This is a genomic window from Natronolimnohabitans innermongolicus JCM 12255 (assembly GCF_000337215.1).
GTDB classification, from domain to species: domain Archaea; phylum Halobacteriota; class Halobacteria; order Halobacteriales; family Natrialbaceae; genus Natronolimnohabitans; species Natronolimnohabitans innermongolicus.
In genome coordinates, this window is the sequence record NZ_AOHZ01000050.1 from 1 (window position 1) to 22,261 (window position 22,261).

Annotated in this window: 22 protein-coding genes; 10 read left to right on the top strand and 12 right to left on the bottom strand. The window is 65.2% G+C overall.

Annotation, left to right across the window (positions count from 1 at the left end):
* A partial coding sequence (locus C493_RS10975) for a DUF7282 domain-containing protein (RefSeq protein WP_449289426.1) occupies window positions 1-473 on the bottom strand: 473 nt, incomplete at its 3' end.
* Between the two features lie 342 nt (window positions 474-815).
* Between C493_RS10975 and rnz the strand changes: the two genes are divergently transcribed.
* Both rnz and C493_RS10990 read left to right on the top strand, forming a co-directional pair.
* Window positions 816-1,766: a ribonuclease Z gene (rnz, locus tag C493_RS10985; RefSeq protein WP_049889309.1), complete on the top strand. Its 951-nt coding sequence runs from the start codon at window positions 816-818 to the stop codon at window positions 1,764-1,766.
* Window positions 1,767-1,836: 70 nt separating this feature from the next.
* Window positions 1,837-3,192 carry a TIGR00341 family protein gene (locus C493_RS10990; protein WP_007259506.1) on the top strand — a complete coding sequence of 452 codons (1,356 nt, stop codon included), beginning with the start codon at window positions 1,837-1,839 and terminating at the stop codon, window positions 3,190-3,192.
* On the opposite strand, the gene C493_RS10995 is transcribed toward C493_RS10990, so the two are convergent.
* Entirely contained in the window at window positions 3,189-3,386 is a 198-nt protein-coding gene (locus C493_RS10995) for a hypothetical protein (RefSeq protein WP_007259507.1), read from the bottom strand. The two genes, C493_RS10990 and C493_RS10995, sit on opposite strands and share 4 nt — an antisense overlap.
* Before the next feature lie 93 nt (window positions 3,387-3,479).
* Complete coding sequence (locus C493_RS11000; RefSeq protein WP_007259508.1) at window positions 3,480-4,181, bottom strand: hypothetical protein; 702 nt, start codon at window positions 4,179-4,181, stop codon at window positions 3,480-3,482.
* 179 nt (window positions 4,182-4,360) lie between these two features.
* On the opposite strand from C493_RS11000, the gene C493_RS11005 reads away from it, so the two are divergent.
* On the top strand, window positions 4,361-6,334 hold the full coding sequence (locus C493_RS11005) for a DUF460 domain-containing protein (RefSeq protein WP_007259509.1): 1,974 nt from the start codon (window positions 4,361-4,363) through the stop codon (window positions 6,332-6,334).
* Window positions 6,335-6,688: 354 nt separating this feature from the next.
* Here C493_RS11005 and C493_RS11010 read toward each other — a convergent pair whose 3' ends face one another.
* Entirely contained in the window at window positions 6,689-6,868 is a 180-nt protein-coding gene (locus C493_RS11010; RefSeq protein ID WP_007259510.1) for a DUF7470 family protein, read from the bottom strand.
* Between the two features lie 141 nt (window positions 6,869-7,009).
* Here C493_RS11010 and C493_RS11015 point away from each other — a divergent pair, with 141 nt between their 5' ends.
* The 4 genes from C493_RS11015 (at window position 7,010) to C493_RS11030 (ending at window position 9,778) form a co-directional block, all read left to right on the top strand.
* Window positions 7,010-7,399: a hypothetical protein gene (locus C493_RS11015; protein ID WP_007259511.1), complete on the top strand. Its 390-nt coding sequence runs from the start codon at window positions 7,010-7,012 to the stop codon at window positions 7,397-7,399.
* A gap of 336 nt (window positions 7,400-7,735) precedes the next feature.
* Window positions 7,736-7,888: a hypothetical protein gene (locus C493_RS23040; RefSeq protein WP_161606893.1), complete on the top strand. Its 153-nt coding sequence runs from the start codon at window positions 7,736-7,738 to the stop codon at window positions 7,886-7,888.
* A 52-nt stretch (window positions 7,889-7,940) separates the two neighbouring features.
* On the top strand, window positions 7,941-8,231 hold the full coding sequence (eif1A, locus tag C493_RS11025) for a translation initiation factor eIF-1A (protein ID WP_007259512.1): 291 nt from the start codon (window positions 7,941-7,943) through the stop codon (window positions 8,229-8,231).
* Window positions 8,232-8,401: 170 nt separating this feature from the next.
* The gene (locus C493_RS11030; protein ID WP_007259513.1) at window positions 8,402-9,778 is read left to right on the top strand and encodes a S8 family peptidase; all 1,377 of its coding nucleotides are present in this window, start codon (window positions 8,402-8,404) and stop codon (window positions 9,776-9,778) included.
* Between the two features lie 46 nt (window positions 9,779-9,824).
* Here C493_RS11030 and C493_RS11035 read toward each other — a convergent pair whose 3' ends face one another.
* The 6 genes from C493_RS11035 to C493_RS11060 all read right to left on the bottom strand — a co-directional run bounded on the left by C493_RS11035 (window position 9,825) and on the right by C493_RS11060 (window position 16,229).
* Window positions 9,825-11,087: a DUF6498-containing protein gene (locus C493_RS11035; RefSeq protein WP_007259514.1), complete on the bottom strand. Its 1,263-nt coding sequence runs from the start codon at window positions 11,085-11,087 to the stop codon at window positions 9,825-9,827.
* A 506-nt stretch (window positions 11,088-11,593) separates the two neighbouring features.
* Window positions 11,594-12,706 (bottom strand): pyridoxal-phosphate-dependent aminotransferase family protein, encoded by a 1,113-nt coding sequence (locus C493_RS11040; RefSeq protein WP_007259515.1) that lies wholly within the window; start codon window positions 12,704-12,706, stop codon window positions 11,594-11,596.
* 137 nt (window positions 12,707-12,843) lie between these two features.
* Window positions 12,844-13,398 carry a cupredoxin domain-containing protein gene (locus C493_RS11045; protein WP_007259516.1) on the bottom strand — a complete coding sequence of 185 codons (555 nt, stop codon included), beginning with the start codon at window positions 13,396-13,398 and terminating at the stop codon, window positions 12,844-12,846.
* Window positions 13,399-13,633: 235 nt separating this feature from the next.
* Window positions 13,634-14,197 carry a plastocyanin/azurin family copper-binding protein gene (locus C493_RS11050; RefSeq protein WP_007259517.1) on the bottom strand — a complete coding sequence of 188 codons (564 nt, stop codon included), beginning with the start codon at window positions 14,195-14,197 and terminating at the stop codon, window positions 13,634-13,636.
* Window positions 14,198-14,324: 127 nt separating this feature from the next.
* The gene (locus tag C493_RS11055) at window positions 14,325-15,554 is read right to left on the bottom strand and encodes an MFS transporter (RefSeq protein ID WP_007259518.1); all 1,230 of its coding nucleotides are present in this window, start codon (window positions 15,552-15,554) and stop codon (window positions 14,325-14,327) included.
* A gap of 171 nt (window positions 15,555-15,725) precedes the next feature.
* Window positions 15,726-16,229: a methyltransferase family protein gene (locus tag C493_RS11060; RefSeq protein WP_007259519.1), complete on the bottom strand. Its 504-nt coding sequence runs from the start codon at window positions 16,227-16,229 to the stop codon at window positions 15,726-15,728.
* A gap of 160 nt (window positions 16,230-16,389) precedes the next feature.
* On the opposite strand from C493_RS11060, the gene C493_RS11065 reads away from it, so the two are divergent.
* The 3 genes from C493_RS11065 to C493_RS11075 all read left to right on the top strand — a co-directional run bounded on the left by C493_RS11065 (window position 16,390) and on the right by C493_RS11075 (window position 19,850).
* A complete protein-coding gene (locus C493_RS11065) occupies window positions 16,390-17,733 on the top strand; it encodes an O-acetylhomoserine aminocarboxypropyltransferase/cysteine synthase family protein (RefSeq protein WP_007259520.1) in 1,344 nt (447 codons plus the stop codon).
* 1 nt (window position 17,734) lies between these two features.
* Window positions 17,735-18,946, top strand: a complete 1,212-nt coding sequence (metX, locus tag C493_RS11070) for a homoserine O-acetyltransferase MetX (protein ID WP_049889311.1) — start codon at window positions 17,735-17,737, stop codon at window positions 18,944-18,946.
* Window positions 18,947-19,061: 115 nt separating this feature from the next.
* Window positions 19,062-19,850 (top strand): hypothetical protein, encoded by a 789-nt coding sequence (locus tag C493_RS11075; protein WP_007259522.1) that lies wholly within the window; start codon window positions 19,062-19,064, stop codon window positions 19,848-19,850.
* Between the two features lie 244 nt (window positions 19,851-20,094).
* Here C493_RS11075 and C493_RS11080 read toward each other — a convergent pair whose 3' ends face one another.
* Entirely contained in the window at window positions 20,095-20,502 is a 408-nt protein-coding gene (locus tag C493_RS11080) for a hypothetical protein (RefSeq protein WP_007259523.1), read from the bottom strand.
* A gap of 134 nt (window positions 20,503-20,636) precedes the next feature.
* Entirely contained in the window at window positions 20,637-22,118 is a 1,482-nt protein-coding gene (locus tag C493_RS11085; protein ID WP_007259524.1) for an amidohydrolase family protein, read from the bottom strand.
* Window positions 22,119-22,261 lie beyond the last annotated feature (143 nt).

Genomic DNA, 22,261 nt, shown 5'->3' on the forward strand with positions numbered 1-22,261 from the left:
CCGTCGTCCGTGGTCGTCACCGTCGCGGTGTCCGAAACGGGGAAGCCGTCCTCGAGGTAGGGCCGGTCTTCCTCGCCGTCGGTGTCGTCGTAGGCGTAGGTCTCGTCGTCGGTGGTATCCTGGTGAACCGTTGCGGTGAGCCGTCCGACGAGTTCTTCGTCGGCGTCTTCGTCGCGCTCGACGGTCACGTTTTCGTGGGTACCCGACCCGAGGTAGTCTGAGACAGCGATGGGGGCGTCGGCGCCGTCGGTGACGACGATGAAGCCGCCGTCCGAGAGGCTGACCTCGTCGATGACGATCGACTCTCCGTCGCCGTCCTGATCGTCGAACTCGATCGACGCCGCGGGATCGTCCTCGACGCCGAACAGCGCCGGGGCCTGTCCGACGATAATTCCCGCTGCGAGGACGATCACGATCGCGATCAGGATCGCGACGACGCGTTTGATCGTTCCGAACGTCACTCTCGAACTCATTGGGGGAGTACGATCGCCTCTAGGTGTTCGAACAACCTAAAACGCTGAGTTCGTTCGCACGGCGTGGACAGAGTTGCGATCGATTCGCTCGAGTCGCCATCGTTCGGAATCGTTCATCGGCCGAAATAGTGCTGGTAACGACGGTCTCGAGCCCCAAATTGTCGTTCGACTCGGTGGGCAGGAGATACGAAACGGTGCCACCGATTGCCCGACCGTTCGCGTGCTCGGTCTCACTCGGCTGCATCGACCGGACGCTCCCAGCCGACGAGAACCGGCGTCGTCACGGTGGGGCACGCGTCCCATCCGAAGAGGGTTTAGTGCCGGCAGACAGAGGAAGCACCGATGCCACTGCGCGTGACGTTTCTGGGGACGGCCGGGGCGATTCCGACGACCGAGCGGAATCCGAGCGCGATCTTCGTCGCTCGAGCGGGCGACGAGTTGCTGTTCGACGCCGGCGAGGGAACCCAGCGCCAGATGATGCGCTACGGGACCGGCTTTTCGGTCTCACACCTGTTCGTCACGCACCTTCACGGCGACCACGTCCTCGGGATTCCGGGACTGCTCCAGACGATGGACTTCAACGACCGCGAAGCCCCGCTCGCCATCCACACGCCCGCCGGAACGCGACGTCAACTGAAGGGGTTGGTCAACGCCCTCGGCAACCGCCCCTCGTTTCCGGTGCGGATCAGCGAGGTCGGCGACGGCGACGTCGCCTATCGCGCAGACGAGTACGAGGTCCGGGCGTTCGCCACCGACCACGACACCCGATCGGTCGGCTACGCCCTGGTCGAAGACGAACGCAAGGGACGGTTCGACCGCGAGCGCGCCGAAGAGCTGGGGGTTCCGGTGGGGCCGAAGTTCTCGAAACTGCACGCGGGCGAGCCCGTCGAACTCGAGGACGGCACCGTCGTCGAGCCGGACCAGGTCGTCGGCGACCCCCGCCCCGGTCGCTCGATCGTCTACACCGGCGACACGCGGCCAACGGCGGCCGCGATCGAGGTCGCCAACGAGCCCGACCTGCTGATTCACGACGCGACGTTCGCAGACGATCGGGCCGACCGCGCGGCGAAGACGGCCCACTCGACGGCGCGACAGGCCGCCGAAATCGCCAACCGCGCCGCGGCGGACCGACTCGCCCTCGTCCACATCTCCTCGAGGTACGCCGGGCACACCGACGATCACGAGTCCCAGGCGCAGGCGGTGTTCGACGGCGAACTGGTGATTCCCGAAGACGGAACTGACCTCGAGATTCCGTATCCGGACGCCGACGACGACACGAACGCAGACGACTGAGCCGGGAGACGCCGTCGAACCGGCAGGTTCCGCCCCAGCGACTTTTGGTCCCGACGATGAGTTCTACGGGATGCGTCACATCCAGGTCACGGTCCCGATCGGCAAGCGGGAGACGGTGCTCGACCTGCTAGACGACGAGGGGATCGACTACGTCGTGACCGAGGAGAGCAGCAATCGGGAGTACGACGCCATCGTCACCTTTCCGGTCCCGACGAACGCCGTCGAACCCGTTCTCGACTCGCTACAGGACGCCGGACTCGACGAACAGTCCTACACCGTCGTCGTGGATGCCGAGACGGTAATCTCCCGGAAGTTCGAGCAGCTACAGGACGAGCACGCGACCGAGTCCGTCGAGGAAGAACAGATCTCGAGACAGGAGTTGCTGACCAGAGCCGACGAGCTGACGCCGACGTTCAGCGTGTTCTTTGCGATGACGCTGATCAGCGCGATCGTCGCCACCGTCGGCCTGATGCTCGACTCGCCGGCCGTCGTCGTCGGATCGATGGTCATCGCGCCGTTGATCGGACCCGCCCTGAGCGCGTCCATCGGCACGGTCGTCAACGATCGCGAGATGTTCATGACCGGCCTTCGGTACCAGTTTACCGGCGTCTTCGGCGGGATCGTCGTCGCCGCGATCGTCGCGTGGATGTTTCAGGCGCTGTTTCTCGTCCCGCCGGGCGCCGAGATCACGCAGATCGACGAAATCGCCGAGCGGATCGCGCCGGAACTCCTCCTGTTGCCCGTGGCCCTCGGCGCCGGCGCCGCGGGCATCCTCAGTCTCGCGACCGGCTTCTCGATCGCGATCGTCGGCGTCATGATCGCCGCGGCGCTCGTCCCGCCGATGGCGGCGGCCGGCATCGCTCTCGCCTACGGGCTTCCCGTCGCCGCACTCGGCTCGACCGTTCTCGTGCTGATAAATCTCCTCGGCGTCAACCTCGCCGGTTTGTTGACACTGCGATACATGGGATATCGTCCCAACAGCTGGTTCGAAGTATCGACGGCCAACCGGCAGTTTTTCAAGCAGGCTGCCGTCTTCGTCGGCGTCATCCTCCTGCTCTCGCTGTTCCTGACCGGCGTGACGTACTCCTCGTATCAGGTCTCGGAGTTCGAGGGCACGGCGAACGAGGAGGCCGAAGCCGCTCTCGCCGAGTACGACGATCTATCGCTGCTCGAACTCGAAGTCGTCGTCCGCGAAGAGGGACTGCCGCTCGACTCCTCGCTCGACGCGACCCAGCAGATCGATTCCGTCGTTATCGAGATCGGCGGCCCGCCGGACGGCTACGACGCAGAACTCGTCGCGACGCTCGAGGAACGGATCGACGACCACACGGCGACCGACACCGAGACGCAGGTTCGGTTCGTCACCGTCGGCGGCGCCGACATCGAAGGACAGACGGCGACCGACGAGGACGATCCCAGCGTCTAGCCACGCTCGAGTCGCTCGACCTCGGTCGAACCACACCGCGGACACTGCTGGTGTTTCGAGTCGGTCAGGCTCACGCCACAGCTCAAACACGTCTCCCGGTCGGTCTCGGTGCCAGCCGTCCCGCAGACGCCACACTGCATTCGGGAGCCCTTGAAGTGGGCGCTACAGGACTCGCATCGGTACGTTCCCGGCATACCCGATATGCAGTCGGCGGCGGGAAAGGGGTTGGGGCGGAGCACACGCGCCGTCGCCTCGAGCGCCGGGACGTCGGGCTGGATTATCGCCGGTCACCGCCGCTCGCCGCGCGACTCGAGGAGCCCGACCGGGGCTCGCGTTCGTGTCACCCAGACGCCGCCGACGGCGACGACTCCGGCGGTGAATCCGGCGACGATCGCGTTGACGAGCAGGCCGCCGACCTCGAGGGAGGCCTCGAGCGGCACCGAGCCGAACAGCGCCGCGACCAGCCAGAAGGCGGCCGTCGCGACGCCGGCGCCGACGCCGGCGACGGTGTAGGTCGTCGATCGGTCCCGCGACAGCCCCCAGCCGAGACCGGCGCCGACGACGACGGCGAGCAGGATACCGAGATACGGCGTGACCGTCAGCGGAATCGAAAACGCCGCGCCGAAGCCGGCCGGTCCGCCGTCGACGATCGGTTCGTCGAAGGCGTCGACGAGGATCCCGAAGAGTCCGAATCCCGCTCCGGCGAGTCCGAACAGCAGCGTCAGATACGTCGTCCACGACTTGACGATCGGCTGCTGGACGAGCGCCCCGACCGACTCGTCGCTCGGACCGTCTCGACGCAAGCGGTCCGGCGTCTCGGTGGCTCCTCGAGCGTCCGACGGGACGTCTTCGCTGGCCCGTTCGCTCGAGTCCGGTGTCGGTTCGGCCGGTCCCTCCGCGTGCGGTTCCGTTTCCGCCTCGGTTTCGGGTTCGGTCTCGGTTCCGGTTCCGGGCTCTGCGTCGTCGTCTCGTGGCGGTCGATCGTCCATATCGTTGACAGACGTCGCGAACACTTTATAGTAGCCACCGAGACGCGAGATCCATCGCACGCAATGTCGTCCGGCGCCGACGAGAGCGGATGCGTTGCGCTGTGGTGTGGATCCCGGCCACCGACGACGACCCCCCATCCCGCGTCGGATTTATCACTGGCTCGCCCCTATGGGCCCCCGTGAGCACGCGAACCAGTGCGCTCGATGCAGTCGTCTTCGGAGTCGACGTTCAAAGCGGTGACGTACGCGGCGACGCGCCGTCGTACGCGCTGGCGGTCTACGACGGCGACGACGTGGATCGGGACGTCGTCACCCACCGCAAACTCCGACGGCTGATCGACGACGAGGAGCCGGCGATCGTCGCGACGGACAATATGTACGAGCTGGCCGCCGACAAGGATCAGCTCATCCACTTTCTGGGCTCGCTCCCGACCGGCACGAAGCTCGTTCAGGTGACCGGCGCCGAACAGCCCGAGCCCCTCTCGAGAGTCGCGAAACGCCACGGCATCCCCTACGGCAAAGACCCCATGCAGGAGGCCGAAGCCGCGGCTCGACTGGCCGCCCACAGCGTCGGCCACGAGGTGTCTGCCTTTACCGATACGACGGAACTGAAGGTCTCGCGGGGTCGTTCGACCGGTAGCGGCGGCTGGAGCGAGGACCGCTACACCCGTCGCATTCACGGCTCCGTCAAAAAGCGCGCCCGCGAGGTCGAATCCGAACTCGAGGCCGAAAACCTCGAGTACGACCGCGAGGTCCGGGAGGCCTACGGCGGCTTCGCCAACGCCGTCTTCACCGTCGAGGCGAAGCCGAGCGAGATCCCCGTCTCGCGGAACCGGTCCGGCGACGTCCGCGTCGAAATCGAACGCGAACGCCGGGACGGAATCGAGTTCCGTCCGCTCGCCAAACGCCGCGATCACGTCCTCGTCGGGATCGATCCCGGAACGACCACCGCGGCCGCCATCGTCTCGCTCGAAGGCGAGGTGTTAGACGTCTGGAGTTCGCGCATGAGCGACACCGCGGACGTGATCGAGTGGATCGTCGAGCGCGGCCGACCGATCGTCGTCGCGGCCGACGTGACGCCGATCCCCGAAACGGTCGAAAAATTCCGCCGGAGCTTCGACGCCGCGGGCTGGACGCCCGAGCGCGATCTGCCGATCGACGAGAAGCAACACCGCACGCGCGAGGAGCCCTACGACGACGACCACCAGCGCGACGCGATGGCCGCCGCCCTCTACGCGTTCGACGCCCACGAGGATCAGTTCGAACGCATCGCCGACAAACTCCCGCCGGGCGTCGACCGCGGCGAGGTGATCGCCCGCGTCGTCGCCAACGAGGAAAGCGTCGAGGCCGTCCTTCGAGACCTGGAGGACGACGACGACGGCGAAACGGAGTCGACCGAACACGAGCCCCGCGAACTCACCGCGGAAGAAAAGCGGATCAAGTCCCTCGAGCGACAGGTCGAGCGACTCCAGTCCCACGTCGAGACCCTCGAGGGCCGCATCGAAGACCGCGACGAACGAATCGACGAACTCGAGTCCGAACTCAGCCTCGCCCGCCGCGAGGAGCGAACCCAGGTCCGCAAGGACCGCGAGGTGAACCGACTCGAGCGGAAGGCGAACCGACTCGAGCGCGAACGCGACGAGGCCCGCGAGGAGGTCGAGACGCTCGAGTCGAAAGTCGAGCGGATGAAGGCGCTCTGGAAGCTCGATCACTCGAACTTCAGCGACGTCTCGGCGAAAAAGGAGGGACTCGTCCCGGTCAAGGTCGTCGAGAAGTTCACGAAGGGCGCGATCCGCGAGGCCGACGAGCAGTACGGCATCGCCGTCGACGACGTCGTCTACCTCCGCGACGCCAGCGGCGCCGGACGGTCGACGGCCGAACTGCTCGCCGAGTTCGAGCCGCGCGTGATCTTGAAAGACGGCGGGCTTTCCGAAATCGCCGACGAGATCCTCTTCGACGCCGAGATTCCGGTCGGGCCGGCCGACGACGTCGCCATGCAGGAAGTCGACGAACTCGCCGTCGCCCGCGAGGACGACGTCGAGGCCGTCATCGACGACTGGCACGACCGCGCCACCGAACGCGAACGCGACCGCAAGGCGGCGATGGTCGACCAGCTCATCAGCGAACACCGGGCTGGCGACAACGAGGTCTGAGGAGTCCGCGTTCGATCGGTGCGTAGTCCGCGAAGTCAACAGGCAACAGCAAACAGCACCCAGGGCACCGCCTCGAGGTCGACCTCCTCGGTCAGTTCCGAGGGCTCGTCGACAGGACCGTTGACGAACGGGGCGCGAGCGAGACCGCCGCTGGCGACGAGTCCGAGGACGAGAATCGAGAGCTCGAGTACGACCGTCGTCGCGTGGCCGATACCTGCTCCGAGACCGATGCTCGCGGAGATACAGACCAGAACGACGACAGAGTAATGGAGCGCAGATCCCGGGGACGTGTCGAGTCGACGAACGGATAGATCGTTTGGGAACGCTATCGCCGGCCCGTCGAGCCGAGCGGAATCAGTACATTCCGAAGCTCTGCATGACGCCCGTGATCAGCGCCTTGACGACGAGGCCGAGTCCAGCGAGGATCATCGCCATGCCGGCGGCGATCAAGAGGTTCTGGTAGGCGATCAACGCAATTCCGGCGAGAACGATCACGAACCCGACGATACCCAGCGGACCCAGATTCTGAAACATACTCACGACTGTCCAGCGGAGGGAAATAAACGGCGTGGTTTCCGGGTTTCGGGTACGGGACGGTGAACGCGATCGTCTCGCGGGACAGCCGATGAGAACGGTCGGTGCGTTGATCAACGCCCTTCTGGATGGGAACGAACGATGACTGCTGGAAACTCGCGCTCGGTCTGTCGGCGGAGCTACCTCCGAACGACGGCGGCGCTTGCGGCGTCCGGAATCGCCGGTCTCGCGGGCTGTCAGGAACTCGATAGCGACGAGGCCGCCGACGAAACTGGATCGGATACCGCGTCCACGGCTGGTGACGACGACCGACGTGATCGAGACTCACAGAATGAAACGGACGAGGTGGATGACTCGGCCGGTCGCGGGGACACCGACAACGGTGACCCATCCGACGACGGAGCGGACGATGCGAACGAAACCGTCGACCGACTCGGACCCATGCAGGCGGTCGGTCACGTCTCGCCAGAGGGAACGATCGACGAGATCGAGTTGACGGTGATCCTCGTCGCCGGAGCCGACGAGGTATAGTAGCCAGTGAAACGATTTACACACCGATCGCGACGCTGTCCTGCGATCGGGTGTGCATTGACTTTCACTGGCTACTATAGATCNTACTATAGTAGCCAGTGAAACGATTTACACACCGATCGCGACGCTGTCCTGCGATCGGGTGTGCATTGACTTTCACTGGCTACTATAGATCTCTCGAAACTCACCTTCGAGTACGTCGACGAGACGACGACAGCCGCCCTCGAGCACGGCGGGAGCAGCGAGCGCAACGAACCGACGGCGACCGAATTCGTAACGTCCCACCGCCACGGCGACGGCGCACACGACCGACTCGTCGACCACGACGACCGCTCGGTGATTTCGGTCGATATCGCCGCCGCCAGAGGCGATCAGGGCGTTCCGGCCGGAACCGACGCGACGCTCAGGCTGACCGACGGAACCACCGACCGACTCGAGTACTCGGCTTCGGTCCCGGAATCCCTGGCGGACGACACAGTGGCTCTTTGAGCCGACGACGGCTAACAAACAGTTTAAAGCCCTCGACTGTGAATTATCGCCCATGAGTGACGACGGCGATGGTGGTCGGAAGAACCTCCGAATGCCAGAGGACGACGAGGTCTTTGCGACCGTCACGGACATGCTCGGGGCGAATCGGGTGAAAGTACGCTGTGCCGACGGCCAGGAACGGACCGCGCGCATTCCCGGCAAGATGCAAAAGCGGATCTGGATCCGCGAGGACGACGTCGTTCTGGTCGAGCCGTGGGACTGGCAGGACGAGAAGGCCGATATCACCTGGCGCTACGAGAAGAGCGAAGCCGACCAGCTCCGCCGAGAAGGTCACATTCAATAGCGATAGCAGTTCGGGAGCGCTCGAGGGACGGCACATTTTCGAATCGCGACGCTCGACAACAACTGCGACGTGAGTATCGACGCCGTCGACTCGCGTTCGATACCGGTTGCGTTCAGTGACTGTCACGAACGCGCGGAAGATTTATCCCGCACTTGTTCGTGTGACCGTGCATGCAACTCAGTCGGCGACGGGTCCTGCAGAGCGTCGGCGTCGGCGTCGCGGCCGGAGTAATTGGATCGCCCGCCTCGGCGACGGAATCCGACGACGACGCCGAGGCGGAGACGGGCGCTGACACCGAACGCGTGTTCGTCCACCCGCAAACGAGCCTGCTCGACGGGCTCGGCGAACTCCTGAGCGTCATCGAGTCGCTCGGCGGAACGACGCTCCTCGAGTACGACAACTTCGAGTTCGTCGTCGCGGAGATTCCGACCGAGAACCGCTCGGTCCTTCGTTCGGACCGGCGCGTCTCCTTCATCGAAGACGACGACGAGACGGGGATCCCCGACGACTGGTCGCCGTCGGTGCTCGATTTTCTGCTGCCGCCAGATCGGTCGGACTGCTCGACTCACCCCGAGCAGCGAGCCTCGTGGGGACTCGAGCGAATCGGCGCCGACGAGGTCGAACCCGACGGATCGGGCGTCGATATCGGCATCCTCGATACGGGGATCCAGACCGACCACTGTAGCCTCTCGGTCGAGGGCGGCCAGAACTTCACCGCCGACGGAACCGCGGGCGACTACGAGGACCGCCACGGCCACGGGACCCACGTCGCGGGGGTCGCCGGCGCGACGGACAACGACCGCGGCGTCGTCGGCGTCGCCCCGGCGTCGGACCTGTACGCCGTGAAGGTGCTCGACGACGACGGAAGCGGGCGGTACAGCGAACTGATCGCCGGGATCGACTGGTGCGTCTCGAACGATATCGAACTCATCTCGATGAGTCTCGGCGGCGAGTCATCCAGTTCCGCGGTGGATCAGGCGATCGAGACCGCACACGACGCCGGCCACCTCCTCGTCACCGCGGCTGGCAACGAGGGTAACGCCGGCGACGGCACCTGTGGCGCGGAGACGATGACCTATCCCGCGACCCACGACGACGTGATCGCCGTCACCGCGATGAACGAAGACGAGACACTCGCGTCCTACAGCAGCGTCGGCTCGGCCGTCGACCTGCTGGCGCCGGGAACCGACGTCACCTCGACGACCGTCGGCAACGAGTACGCCGAAGCCAGCGGAACGAGCATCGCCGCGCCGTTCGTCGCCGGCGTCGCGGCGCTTTGCTGGCAAACGCGCGAGGAAGACGGCCCGGGACCAAACGAATCGATCCGGGACATTCTCGGCGAGACTGCCGAGACGGTACTCGACACGTGCGAAGAAGGAGACGGACTCGTCGACGCCCGCGCGGCTGTCGGCGACGAACGCGCGACCGAAGGCGGCGAGCACGGAAGCGACGCGCGGTCGCTTCTCGACCGAGTGACGTCGGTAGTTCGGCGGGTCGCCGACCTGCTTACGGGCGCACTCGAGTGGCTTCGTGGGCTGTTCGGCTAGCAGGACATTCTGACTCCCGAACGGTCGTCCTGTTGCTCGCAAGCGATCACCGGCGTCTCGGCAGCCGATCGAAGACCTCGAGAACGGAATCGGTGTCTCGAAGCCGGGGAAGCCGACGCTCCCTGTCAGGGAGTTCGACGACCACGGTCGACGTATCGAGCCAGTTATCGATCCGGTCGCGTTCGATCCGTACCTCGCTTTCGTCCCATGCCTCGATCCGCCACACGGGCGTCCGAAAGAGCCGGTCATAGGCGACGATCGAGTCGACGTCGGTCCGGTACTCGACGCCAGCATATCGGAGCCAGTAGTCGACGTGGATCAGGAGGAGTACAACGACGACAGCGAGGGTGAGGAGTCCGACAGAAACCGCCCAGACACCGCCGAACGCGAACAGTAGCCCGGCGACGGCGGGAAACGCCCCCACGAGCCACGCACTCGGATGGCGGCGAGCATGCGAGGCGGTCGCGAGCAGTCGACCGCTGCTCGGCGGACGCACGCGCTTGTGGTCGTTGCTCAGCGAAGTGTCGACGGCTGCAGGCATCGGTGGTTCGTACGCGAATCCGATTTCCACGTCGGTCGACTCGTCGAGCGCCTGAAGTCGATCACGGTAGACGACGGCGAGATCGAACCCGAGTTTGAGAAGGATGATGCCGACCAGGAGCGACCCGCTGACAAGCGTTGAGTCGGCGTCGGCGATGGGCTCGTCGCTGGCAACCGAGGGGTCGGCCGTTGTAGCCAGAAGTGCTCCGAACAGCCCCACGAAAAAGAGCACGCCACCGCGCCAGAACACGCCGTGTATCGCCGTCTGTGCGCTGTGTTCGCGATACCCCTGCCGGTAGAAATAGTCGAGCACCGTCCGGCCGCCCTCGACGAGAAAGAGCACGACGATCGCGAGCGTCACCGCTTCGAGCGCGTCCGATTCGAGCACGTGGTCGCCGACGAGTCCGACGGTCACGGTTCCGGCCACGAACCAGACGAACGCGAGAACTGGGCTCGCGACGACCAGTACGGGGAGCGTCGAAAGCCGTATTTCAAGTCCCATCACCGGAATCGGAATCGCGACGGAACGGTCAGCGAGCGCGCCGAGGAACAGCATCTCCGGCGCGAATTCTGACGGGCGGCCGGCAAAGAGGGCGCGGACGAGGGCCCAAAAGCACATGATAGCGAGTTCGAACCAAAAGATCGTCACGATCGTCGCCGCGTGCCAGCCGAACGCGAAGACGCCGACGAGTGGGACGAGGGCTGCGATGAGAACGGCGACCGCCTCGGATCGTGGCGCGTCGGTGGACACTCGTTCGATGGCGTCCATTCACCAACTATCCCGATCTGAGGAGTATAATAGTTGCCCTTCTGTCGGGTTGGGTAAGTGAATGCATCGGACTCGAGACGGCAATCACAGCCACGTGTTGCGGTTCATCGTAGCTGCGTGCGTGATTTGATTGTAGTGGTCTTGCTCACACGAGACACAGTAAGTCACCACGCCCTCCCCCAACCGATTCGCTCCCTGCGGTCGCTCTTCCCCCGCGTACAGTCAGTTCACGCCTCGTTAGCCACTCGGCGCGAACCCGTACGGGCCACGGCAGACTGGAGTGACACTGGTGACGTGGAACGTGGGACGCGAAAACGAGGATGTCTCGTAGCCACTGACCGTCACTGTACACCTGACCGCAGTGCGGCGTTGCGGTCAGTGTGTAACTCGTTTCAGTGGCCACAAGAGATCAGGGCGGGGGCAAAAATGGAGGCGGCGATGAGAGTAGGACACGGAGAAACCTGTCGACGAAAATTGACGACGGTCGATCGGGGGGTAGTGTCGGTCTACAGCCCAGCGACGTCCTCGATCGCGTCGGTCAGCTCCCGAATGGACTCGAGGTCGTGTTCGCCCATGTGGCCGATACGGAACGTCTCCTCGCCGAGCTGTGAGCCGTAGCCGTTCGAGAAGACCATGTCGTACTCTTCGGAGACGGTCTCGATGGTCTCGGCGACGTCGATCCCCTGCGTGTTCTCGATGCAGGCGACCGTCTGGGATTCGTAGCCCTCCTCGGGGAACATGTCGAAGTGCTCGCGAGCCCACTCGCGGGTGTACTCGGCCATCTCGCGGTGGCGCTCGTCGCGGGCGTCGTGGCCCTCAGAGAGCATGTGCTTCATCTGCGTGCGGTAGGCGAGCATGACCGGAATGGCGGGCGTGGAGTGGGTCTGGCCCTTGCGCTCGTAGTAGTCGATGGTGCGCTGGAAGCCGCCGTACCACGAGGCCGACTCGGACTCGAGTTCGCGCTCGTAGGCGTCGTCGCTGACGACGCAGACGGCGAGGCCGGGGGGCATGGCGAAGGCCTTCTGGACCGACGTGAAGATAACGTCGATGCCGTGGGCGTCGATGTCGACGTAGTCGCCGCCCAGCGCGGAGACGGCGTCGACGACGAAGTACGTCTCCTCGAAGTCGGCGACGACGTCGCCGATCTCCTCGACCGGGTTTCGGACGCCCGTCGAAGACTCGTTCATCACGCAGGTGACGACGTCGTAGTCGGTGTCGCTCGTCTCGAGTCGCTCGCGGACGTCCGCGGGTTTGACCGCCTGGCCCCACTCGTACTCGAGGGTGTCGACGGACTTGCCGAGGCGTTCGGCGACGTTGGCCTGGCGTTCGCTGAAGCTGCCACAGGTCGTCACGAGGACGTTCTCGTCGACGAGGTTGAGGATCGAACTCTCCATGAACTCGGTGCCCGAGCCGGTGAGGATGACGACCTCGTTGTCGGTCCCGAGGAACTCCTTGGTGTCCTCGACGATGGTCGTATAGAGGTCGGTCATGCGGTCCATGCGGTGGCCGAACATCGGCTCGCACATCGACTCGATGACGTCCTCGCGCACCTCGGTCGGGCCGGGGATGTACAGCGTCTTATCGGGATAGTCGCCCGTATACTCGCGTTTCTCGGTCACGGAAATCACCTGATACGGTCCACTGAGTCGCGAGGTGGTATGGTACTTTTGATGCCGTCTCAGGCGGACGAACGCCGGTCGAAAGCGGAGGACCGAACGCCGAATCGATCGGCGAACGCTCGGCCTCGAGACCGCAACTACTCGACGACGATTTCGCCGCGCATCGCCGCGTCGTGGGGCTCGCAGACGTAGTAGGCCATCTCCTCTGTGGCTTCGATCTCGAGGAACTGCGGCGTCTCGGGTTCGGCGACGACGCGCGTCTGATAGTCCTCGACGAGGGCGTCGTCGGCGTCCCAGATCTCGATGTTGTGCTGTGCGATGTCGCCGTCGTGCCAGCCGATCTCGTACGTTTCGCCGGCCTCGAGGACGAGCGTCGGGTTCTGGAGACCCTCGATCGCCGCCGGTTCGACGCCCTCCCAGCCCAGGCTGTCGCCGTAGAACTCGATTCGGGCGCCGGGATCGATCGCGACCGGGGAGTCGTCGTCGTTCGAGTCGTCGGCGGATCCGTTCTCGCCGTCGGTCCCGTCGTCGTCGGGGTCGTCCGCCGCGCTCTTGTCGTCGTTCGAGTCGTCGTCGTCCCCGCCGTCGCCGGCGCTGTGCTGGTCGAGACAGCCGGCGACGGCCGCACCAGCGACCGCCACGCCGGCGCTTCGAAGCAGCCTTCGGCGCCGCAGTCGGTCGGATTCGGTCATAGTCGACCCACACCGGAACCACTGATAAGTGTTCGAGATAGACTCGAAAATCTGTACGTCACCGAAATCTATACGTGGTGGGACTGACGGCGTCGTCACTCGAGTAACCGTATCACGCCTGGCGAAAAATATCGCGAGCATCTCTGTCCGCACGAAGCGAATAAGTCGATTGACGGGCCGAATTTACGGCGGCGTCAGCCGACTGTGACGAAAACGGTGATACGCTACGACGTCGTTACTCGTCGTCGCCGTTGCCGTTTTCTTCGCCGTTCTCCTCGCCGTTTTCTTCGCCGTTCTCCTCACCGTTTTCTTCGTCGCCGTTCTCTTCGCCGTCGCCCTCTTCGACGCGAATCTCACCGTACATCGCGGTGTCGTGGGGCTGACAGACGTAGGCGGCCATCTCCTCGGTGGCCGTAATCTCGAGCATCTGGTCGTCGGGCTCGTCGTCGTCGGTCAGTTCGGTCTCGTAGCCGTCGACGACTTCGTCGTCATCGTTCCAGATTTCGATGTTGTGCTCGACACCGTCGCCCTCGTCCCAGCCGATGGTGTACTCTTCGCCTTCCTCGAGGACGAGCGTCGGGTTCTGGACGTCCTCGATGTCGCTTGGCTCTTTGCCTTCCCAGCCGTTCTGGTCACCGTAGAAGATGATCTCCTCTCCGGGTTCCATCTCGTACTCTTCTTCGCCGTTGTCGTCGTCACCGTTGTCGTCGTCGGAACAGCCAGCGACGAGTGCGGTTGCCGCAGCCGCACCCGTGACCTTCAGCGCTGTCCGCCGCGAGATTGGGTTGTCTCGTGCCATCACTTTGGGGTATGAATTGAGTACATAAAAATTGATACCCTCTATCGTGACACTGCCATGCGATTCCACACCATTCAAAATCCAGCTTATTTCTGGCCGTTTGCGGACGGAATAACGAGTCGAGCGGTCAGATCCGACCGCGGTCCTCGCTGGTGAACCGGTCGCGGCCGATCGAGAATCGCAGGAACGCCGGCACAGCGACGAGCGCGATCAGGATCTCGAGTCCGCCGACGGTGAGGAAGGCGAGGTCGTAGCCGTAACTGCCGGCGACGGTGCCGCCGATGAGAAAGCCGCCCAGAAAGCCGAGACTGCCGGCGACGTTGAAGCCGGCCATCGCGACGCCGCGTTCGCTCTCGTCGGCGATGTCGGTGACCAGCGCCATCGTCGCGGGCGAGACCAGCGCGCCGAGAACGCCGACGCTGATCATGGCGATTGCCGCCGTCGTGACCGACGGCGCGGCGCCGACCGCGAGAATGCCGAGGCCGTAACACAGCGAGCCGATCACGATCGGAATCGTCCGACCGATCCGGTCGGATAGCGCACCCATCGGGTACTGCAACAGGGCGAACGGGGCGAAAAAGCAGGCCAGCAGGAGGCCGGTCTGGGCGGGGCCGACGCCGAACGTCTCCTGAAAGTACAGCGTGCCGACGAGCGCGAAGAAGCCGGCGGTCAGCCGATCGACGAAGCCGAAGGCGTAGGGAATCGACAGCGTCGGTCGCTTCCGGACGCCCTGCAGTAACGCGCGTGCGGTTCGTTTGTTCGTCGGCGTTCGGTCCTCGACGCGGGTGACGAGTGCGCCCACGACGAGGAGCAATGCGGCGGCGCCGAGCAGCGGCGCGAGAGGGTCGACCTCGGTGAGTTGGCCGCCGATCGGCGCGCCGAGGGCCGCGCCGAGACCGATGGCGATGCCGGCGGCGCCCATGTTTCGCCCGTGACCGCCCTCGAGATCCATCAGCATCGTCATCGTCAGCGAGAACGCGCCGATGGTCATCGCCCCCTGGAGGACGCGCAGGAGGAGGACGCCCTCGAACGGAATCGAACCGATCGACGGCACGGCCGCGAGCGCGGCGTAACTCGCGGCGCCGGCGACGGCGCCGGCGACGATAAACGGCGTGCGCTTGCCGGTCACGTCGCTGGCGAGCCCCCAGACGCCGACGAAGGCGACGTAGGCGGCGAACTCGGCGACGAGAAACCACATACTCGCGTCGAGTTCGGTCGCCGCGACCGACGACGACGCCTCGGCGGCGCCCAGCGTCTCGACGAGCGTGCCGACGCCGGGATAGAGCAGTAGCTGGGAGAACAACACGGCGAAGACGACGCCAGCGAGGAGGATCCGCTCTCGGTCGCTCGAGTGCACACGCGCTACTTTCGACTGCGGAACCATCAAGTCGTCCGTCTCGTCCCGATCGACCGGTTCGACGGTCGGGTCTTCCGACGGGATACGTTCGGCGCCATCGCCTGTAGTAGCCACTGAACGTCAGTGCACGCCCGATCGCCGGACGGCGTTTCGATCAGTGTGTAACTCGTTTCAGTGGCTACGATACTCGAGGACGCGGGGAACCCAGCGCGGGACGCGCTCGCAGTACTCCTCGTAGGCGTCGCCGTGTTTCTCCCGCAGGTGTGGCTCCTCGTACTCGAGGATTCGGCGGTGAAAGCCGAGCCAGCAGACGACTCCCCACCAGCAGACGTGTAGCGATCGGTACCTGACGGCCTGTCCAATGAGACACAACAGGACGCCGATGTACATCGGGTTTCGCGTGTATCTGTACACTCCGCCGGTGACGAGATCGTCCGGCTCGTCGCGGGGCGCCGGCGTTCCGTCGCCCTCGCTCGCGAATCGGAACGCGGTGTGGAGGTACAGCAGACTGCCGACCGCGAACGAGACGTCCCCGACCAGCCGAGCGGCCCGCGAGTCGAGGCTCGGCGATTCCCGGTCGTATCGGGCCAGCGCTCGAGGGATCGCGACGACGACGGTTCCCGGGACGAGAACCGTGAACACTGCCGTTTTGAGTAGCGTCGGCGGTGACGACATCGGTCGGAGTACGCCACCTACAGCAGCGGGCGCTATAATGATATGTGTGACCGCCACACATAGAAGTGAACCGACCGCCGTGTGTGAATCAGCTCGAATCGGCTGCGGTTTTTGCCGTTACTGAGACGCATAAGAACGTGCAGTAGTATGCATACTAAACATGAGCGACGACTCGAGCGACCGGACCGCCGACTCGGACCGTTCCGAGCGCGGGCTCGGGACACGCAGCGTCCACGCCGGCCAATCGCCCGATCCGGAGACGGGCGCGATGGCGCCGCCGATCTACCAGACCACCTCCTACGTCTTCGACGACGCCGATACCGCCGCCGATCTCTACGCCCTCGAGGGCGAGGGCTACATCTACTCGCGGATCGCCAACCCGACCGTGCGAACGCTCGAGAAGCGGCTGGCCGCCCTCGAAGGCGGGGCGGGCGCTATCGCGACGGGAAGCGGGATGGCCGCGCTCGACTCGGCGACGCTGCTCCTCGCCGAAGCGGGCGACAACGTCGTCTGTTCGACCGACACCTACGGCGGGACGACGGCCTACCTCTCGAAAACGGCCTCGCGTCGCGATATCGAGACGACGTTCGTGCCGACCCTCGAGTACGACGCCTACGAGGAGGCGATCGACGAGAACACGGCGTTCGTTCACGTCGAGACGATCGGTAACCCCTCGCTCGTTACGCCCGACTTCGAGCGCGTCGCCGGGATCGCCCACGACAACGGCGTGCCGCTCGTCGTCGACAACACGTTCGCGACGCCCGCGCTCTGTCGCCCGTTAGAACACGGCGCGGACGTCGTCTGGGAGTCGACGACCAAGTGGCTCCACGGCTCGGGGACGACCGTCGGCGGCGTCCTCGTCGACGGCGGCTCGTTCCCGTGGGGCGAGCACGGCTACGACGAGATCGCCGGTCCGAACCACGCCTACCACGACGTCGACTTCTCGCGGGACTTTCCCGAGGCACCGTTCGCCGAGGCGGCGCGCTTTCGCGCGCTGCGCAGCCTGGGCAACCAGCAGTCGCCGTTCGACGCCTGGCAAACCCTGCAGGGACTCGAGTCGATGCCGTTGCGCGTCGAGAAACACTGTGAGAACGCCGCCATCGTCGCCGAATACCTCACGGACCACGAGGACGTCGCCTGGGTCACGCACCCGGGACTCGAGACGCACCCGACCCACGACAACGCGCGGCGCTATCTCGAGGATTTCGGCGGAATGGTTGCGTTCGGCCTCGAGGGCGGATTCGAAGCGGGCAAGACCTTCTGCGAGAGCGTCGAGGTCGCCCAGTTCCTCGCCAACATCGGCGACGCGAAGACGCTCGTGATCCACCCTGCGAGTACCACTCACGGGCAACTTACCTCCGCCGAACGCGAAGAGGCGGGCGTGACCGACGATCTCGTCCGAATGTCCGTCGGAATCGAGGATCCCGAGGATATTCTGGCCGATGTAGAACAGGCGATCGAGACGGCAATGGGTGCCTCGAGTGCCAACTCGGGAGGTGTCTAACGTGACGACACAGGATACGGCCGAACTGGGCGAGTTCCAGTTTCTGTCGGGGGAGACGATCCCGGCCCTAGAGGTGGCCTACGAGACCTACGGCGACTTTACGGGTGACAACGCCGTCCTCGTCTGTCACGCGCTCACCGGGAGCTCGCACGTCGCCCGGCGACCCGACGCCGGCGGCGACACCGCGGGTCAGGCTCGCGCCTGGTGGGGCGACGTCGTCGGCCCCGGAAAGGCGATCGACACGAGCGAGTACTACGTCGTCTGTGCGAACGTCCCGGGCTCGTGTTACGGCACGACGGGACCGGCAAGCGAGAATCCCGAAACAGGCGAACCGTACGGCACGGACTTCCCGCCGGTAACGGTCGGCGACTGGACGCGCGCCCAGCGGCGACTGCTCGACGAACTCGGCGTCGGCCGCCTCCACGCCGTCATCGGCGGCAGCGTCGGCGGCATGAACGTCCTCGACTGGCTCCGGCGCTATCCCGACGACGTCGGTCGCGCCGGGGCCGTCGCGACCGCCGCCAGACTCGATCCGCAGTGTCTCGCACTCGATACGGTCGCCCGGCGGGCGATCACCGCCGATCCGAACTGGAACGACGGCCACTACTACGGCGGGCCGGAGCCGGAGGAGGGGCTCGCACGCGCGCGCCAGATCGGACACATCATGTACCTCTCGAAGGCTTCGATGTCCCGCAAGTTCGGCCGCCGATCCGCCGGCCGCGAGACCGTCCGCGAGGAGCCGCCGGACCCGGCCGCGGCGTTTTTCCCCTACCGCGAGGTCGAGTCCTACCTCGACTATCAGGCCGACAAGTTCACCGACCGATTCGACGCCAACAGCTACCTCTACCTGACCCGCGCGATGGACGACTTCGACCTCTCGGCGGGCTACGAGTCCGATTCGGACGCGCTGGCGGCGTTCGAAGGAGAGCTTCTCTTGCTCTCGTTTACCGGCGACTGGCACTTCACCGTCGAACAGTCCGAGGCGCTCGCCGAGGCCTGTCGCGAGGCCGGCGTCGACGTCGCCCACCACGTCGTCGAGTCAGACCACGGCCACGACGCCTTTCTCGTCGAACCCGAGAAGGTCGGTCCGCCGCTGTCGGAACTGCTCTCCGACGGTCTCGCCGGGCGAACGATTACCGACACCGAACCCGAATCCGAACCCGCCGAAACTGACTCGTTCGCACCGGTTCATACGAGCCTCTTCTCCGAATAGTCGTCGTATTAAAATCGTCTCATTGGCGCGCTAAACAACTCTTGGTAGCGCTAATATTACTGATTTCTACTACTGTGCCGTAACATATAATGTCATGTAGTTTGATCTGTTATCGATGGCAGACGACAGTCAACTCGAGTACGAAGACGGACAGACGGAAAGCCAGCCGGAACAGGCCCAGAGGCAGACGCAGGCACAGCAGCCGGCCACGCAGAGCGCGTCGAGCGAACTCCCGATCAAGGAGGGCGCAGTCGTCGGGTCGATCGCGGTGATCGCGACGTACCTCTCGCACCTGCTGTTTACGATCATCGCGACGGCTGATTCGACGCCCGCGGGGGATACGGAGATGGTCGGCGTCGCGACCGCCGGCGGCTGGAGCTACCTCAGCGCGCTCGGGACCGGCTTCGAGGCCGAGGGCGAACCGGCAACGCTCGGCGACGCGCCGAATCACGCCGCGGCGTTCGCGACGTCCCCATTCACGCTCTCAACGACGGTACTGGCGCTGCTGACGCTCGGAGGCGCGCTGGCGGCCGGCTACGGAATTGCCAAGTACACCGGCACCGACAACGCCGTCGACGCAGTGAAAGCCAGCGCCACGGTCGTTCCGCCGTACCTCGTGTTCGCGTTGCTCGCCGCGTTCTTGCTGACTCACACCTACTCCGACGAACTCGTCGTGTCGTTCGTCGGGACCGAGACCTCGAGCGGAAGCGTCGCCGGACTCGACGCCGAACAGTTTTTCAACAGTGACGGCGAGGTCACCAGCGATCTCGAGTTCGGTCCGGCCACCACGGGTGCGGTGCTCTACGCCGGCCTGCTCATCCCCGCCGTTCTCGCCGTGATCGGCGGACTGGTCACGCAGTGGGAAGACGCCCTCGAGACCGTGATGGCGAAGGTCACTCAGTAAGCGCCTCGAGTACAACTGCCGTCCCACTGGGGTGGGTGCCTCGGGGGATCGGTCGATTTTTTGCGCGGTCGACGCGAGAGTGACGACACCGTACTGGCGCGAGAGCAGAAATCGAAACACGAACGCGTCGATCCGGAACGTATTCGAGAAAAAACGCTGATTCATACGGTTTACTGTCCGTCAGTTCCGGCGCACCCGCGACCCGGGCAGCGGTTGCGCCGGGACATCGGGACAGCAATCCGTATCAGTCTGCGTGTCGATCGGTCGTCGACGCGTACTGCCGGTCGGCGACGGCGTCGAACGCGGCGTACTGGTCGGCGCTACCCGCCGCGTCGAAACTCGCGAGCCAGCGGCGCAGATCGGTCGCCAACAGGACGGGACTCTCGAGGCGGAGCAGACGGCCGGTGAGGTGCTTGCCGGTCGGCGAACGGACCGCGGCGATCAACGCCCACATGGTCCCGGCCGCGAGCGATCCGGCCGCAGAGAACCCCATTCCGAGCGTGAGAAACGTCGCGCCGTAGACCAGTCCGATCCCCATCGAGGGGAGACTCGTTCCGAGCGGGACCCGCGCCGTCGCGTCGCGGAGCGTGGGAGCGAGAAAGACGATCGAAAGGCCGCTACCGAGCATGAAGACGAGATCTTGCCACATCATACAACTGCTTACTCGGACATGAGTTAAAAACTTCTCGGTGCTGAAAACGGCCGCTACAGCGGATATTCGCGGCTACGGACCGGTCTCGAACGGCGACGGTCTGGGACTCGAGAGCGGGCGACAGTTCCCCAGCGTCACTCGAGTAGTCCGCTCCGTCGGAGGATCCGCTGACCGGATTGCACGAGTTGCTGCTGGCGGTTTCTGGCGACCTCGTTTCGCAGTTCGCCGTCGTGTTTGACCACGGTGCCGTCGACGAGTACCGTGTCGACGTTCGCGACGCCCGCCTGGAAGACGACCGTCTCGACCGGGTCGTGAACCGGCGTCGTATTGATATCGTCCGCCCGAACGAGCGTGATATCCGCGCGCTTGCCCGGCGTCAGCGAGCCGATTTCGTCCTCGAGACCGAGCGCACGGGCCCCCTCGATCGTGGCGAACTCGAGGGCCTCCGCCGCGGTGAGCGAGAGTTCCTGGACCTGCTCGCCCGCCTCGACGGTCGGCTGGTTGTCGAGCGCTCGCTGGGTCTGGAGCCCGAACCGGGTCTGAGTGAACATGTCGCCGCTGACGTTCGAGACGATGTCGACGCCGAGCGATGGGATCGCGTCGGCGTCGAGCGTCTGGCGAAGCGGGGGCATCCCCATTCCCATCTGCATCTCGACTTCGGGCGTGGTCGTCACCGAGCCGCCGCTCTCGCCGATGAGGTCGAACTCCTCGTCGGTGAGGCGATTACCGTGGACGTAGTTCAGGTCGTCGCCCAGCAAGTCGAGTTCCTCGAGGGTCTCGACGCCGCCGGGACCGAGCGAGCCGATGTGCATCGAGGCGAGCACGTCGAGTTCGCGCGCGAGTTCGATGTCCTGTTCGACGACTTCGTCCGTCGAGTAATCGGGGCCGCGGATTCCGAGCGCGAGTCTCAGCAACCCGTCGTCGGTCGGGAACCGCTCTTCGGCGAGTCGTCGAACGTCGTCGGGGTGGGGTTCCGTGCTCGCTTCCCACCAGGTCTCGTTGTCGTCGCCCGGCGGCCCGTGGGCGAAGACGGCCCGAATGCCGGCGTCCTCGAGCGCGTCGACCGCGCGGTTCGTGTGGGCCGGCGAGTTGGCGATGTGGAACCAGTCCAGGATCGTCGTCGTCCCCGCGTTGAGTTGCTCGAGCGCGCCAAAGAGGTTGCCGAGATAGGCGTCGTTGGGGTTGTAGTGGCTGCTTACCTCCCCGAGCATCAGATCGAGGTACTCCATGAACGACCAGTCGCCGGCGACGCCGCGGACGCCCGCCTGCCACGCGTGTATGTGCGCGTTGACGAAGCCGGGACAGACGATCGCGTCGCCGGCGTCGATGCGCTCGGCGTCGCCGCCGTCGAGGCCGCGGCCGACGTCCTCGATCCGGCCGTCCTCGACGAGCACGTCGGCGTCGTAACGCGTGCCGAGGTCGGGATCGACCGTCACGACCGTTCCGTTCTCGATCAGGATTCGGTCGGCCGACTCCGGAGTCGGCGCGCTGTCGTCGCCGTTCTCGGTGGCGCTGCCGACGGGGGCGAACGAGAGCGCCGCTAACGCGCCGCCGCTGGCTCCCAGATAGCTTCGCCTCGAGACGCTGCCGTCGGTACGGGGTGTGTCGGTTGGCATGGGTGGACTCGAGTCGCGATACCCCGCGAACGAGGATGGAATTTGGTTCGGAATATCCCAACTCGTGTCGACTCGAGAACCAGTAGCCGCCGCTGATCGACCGACGGATCCGAAAACGGGGGACGTGCAGGCCCGTTCAGGGT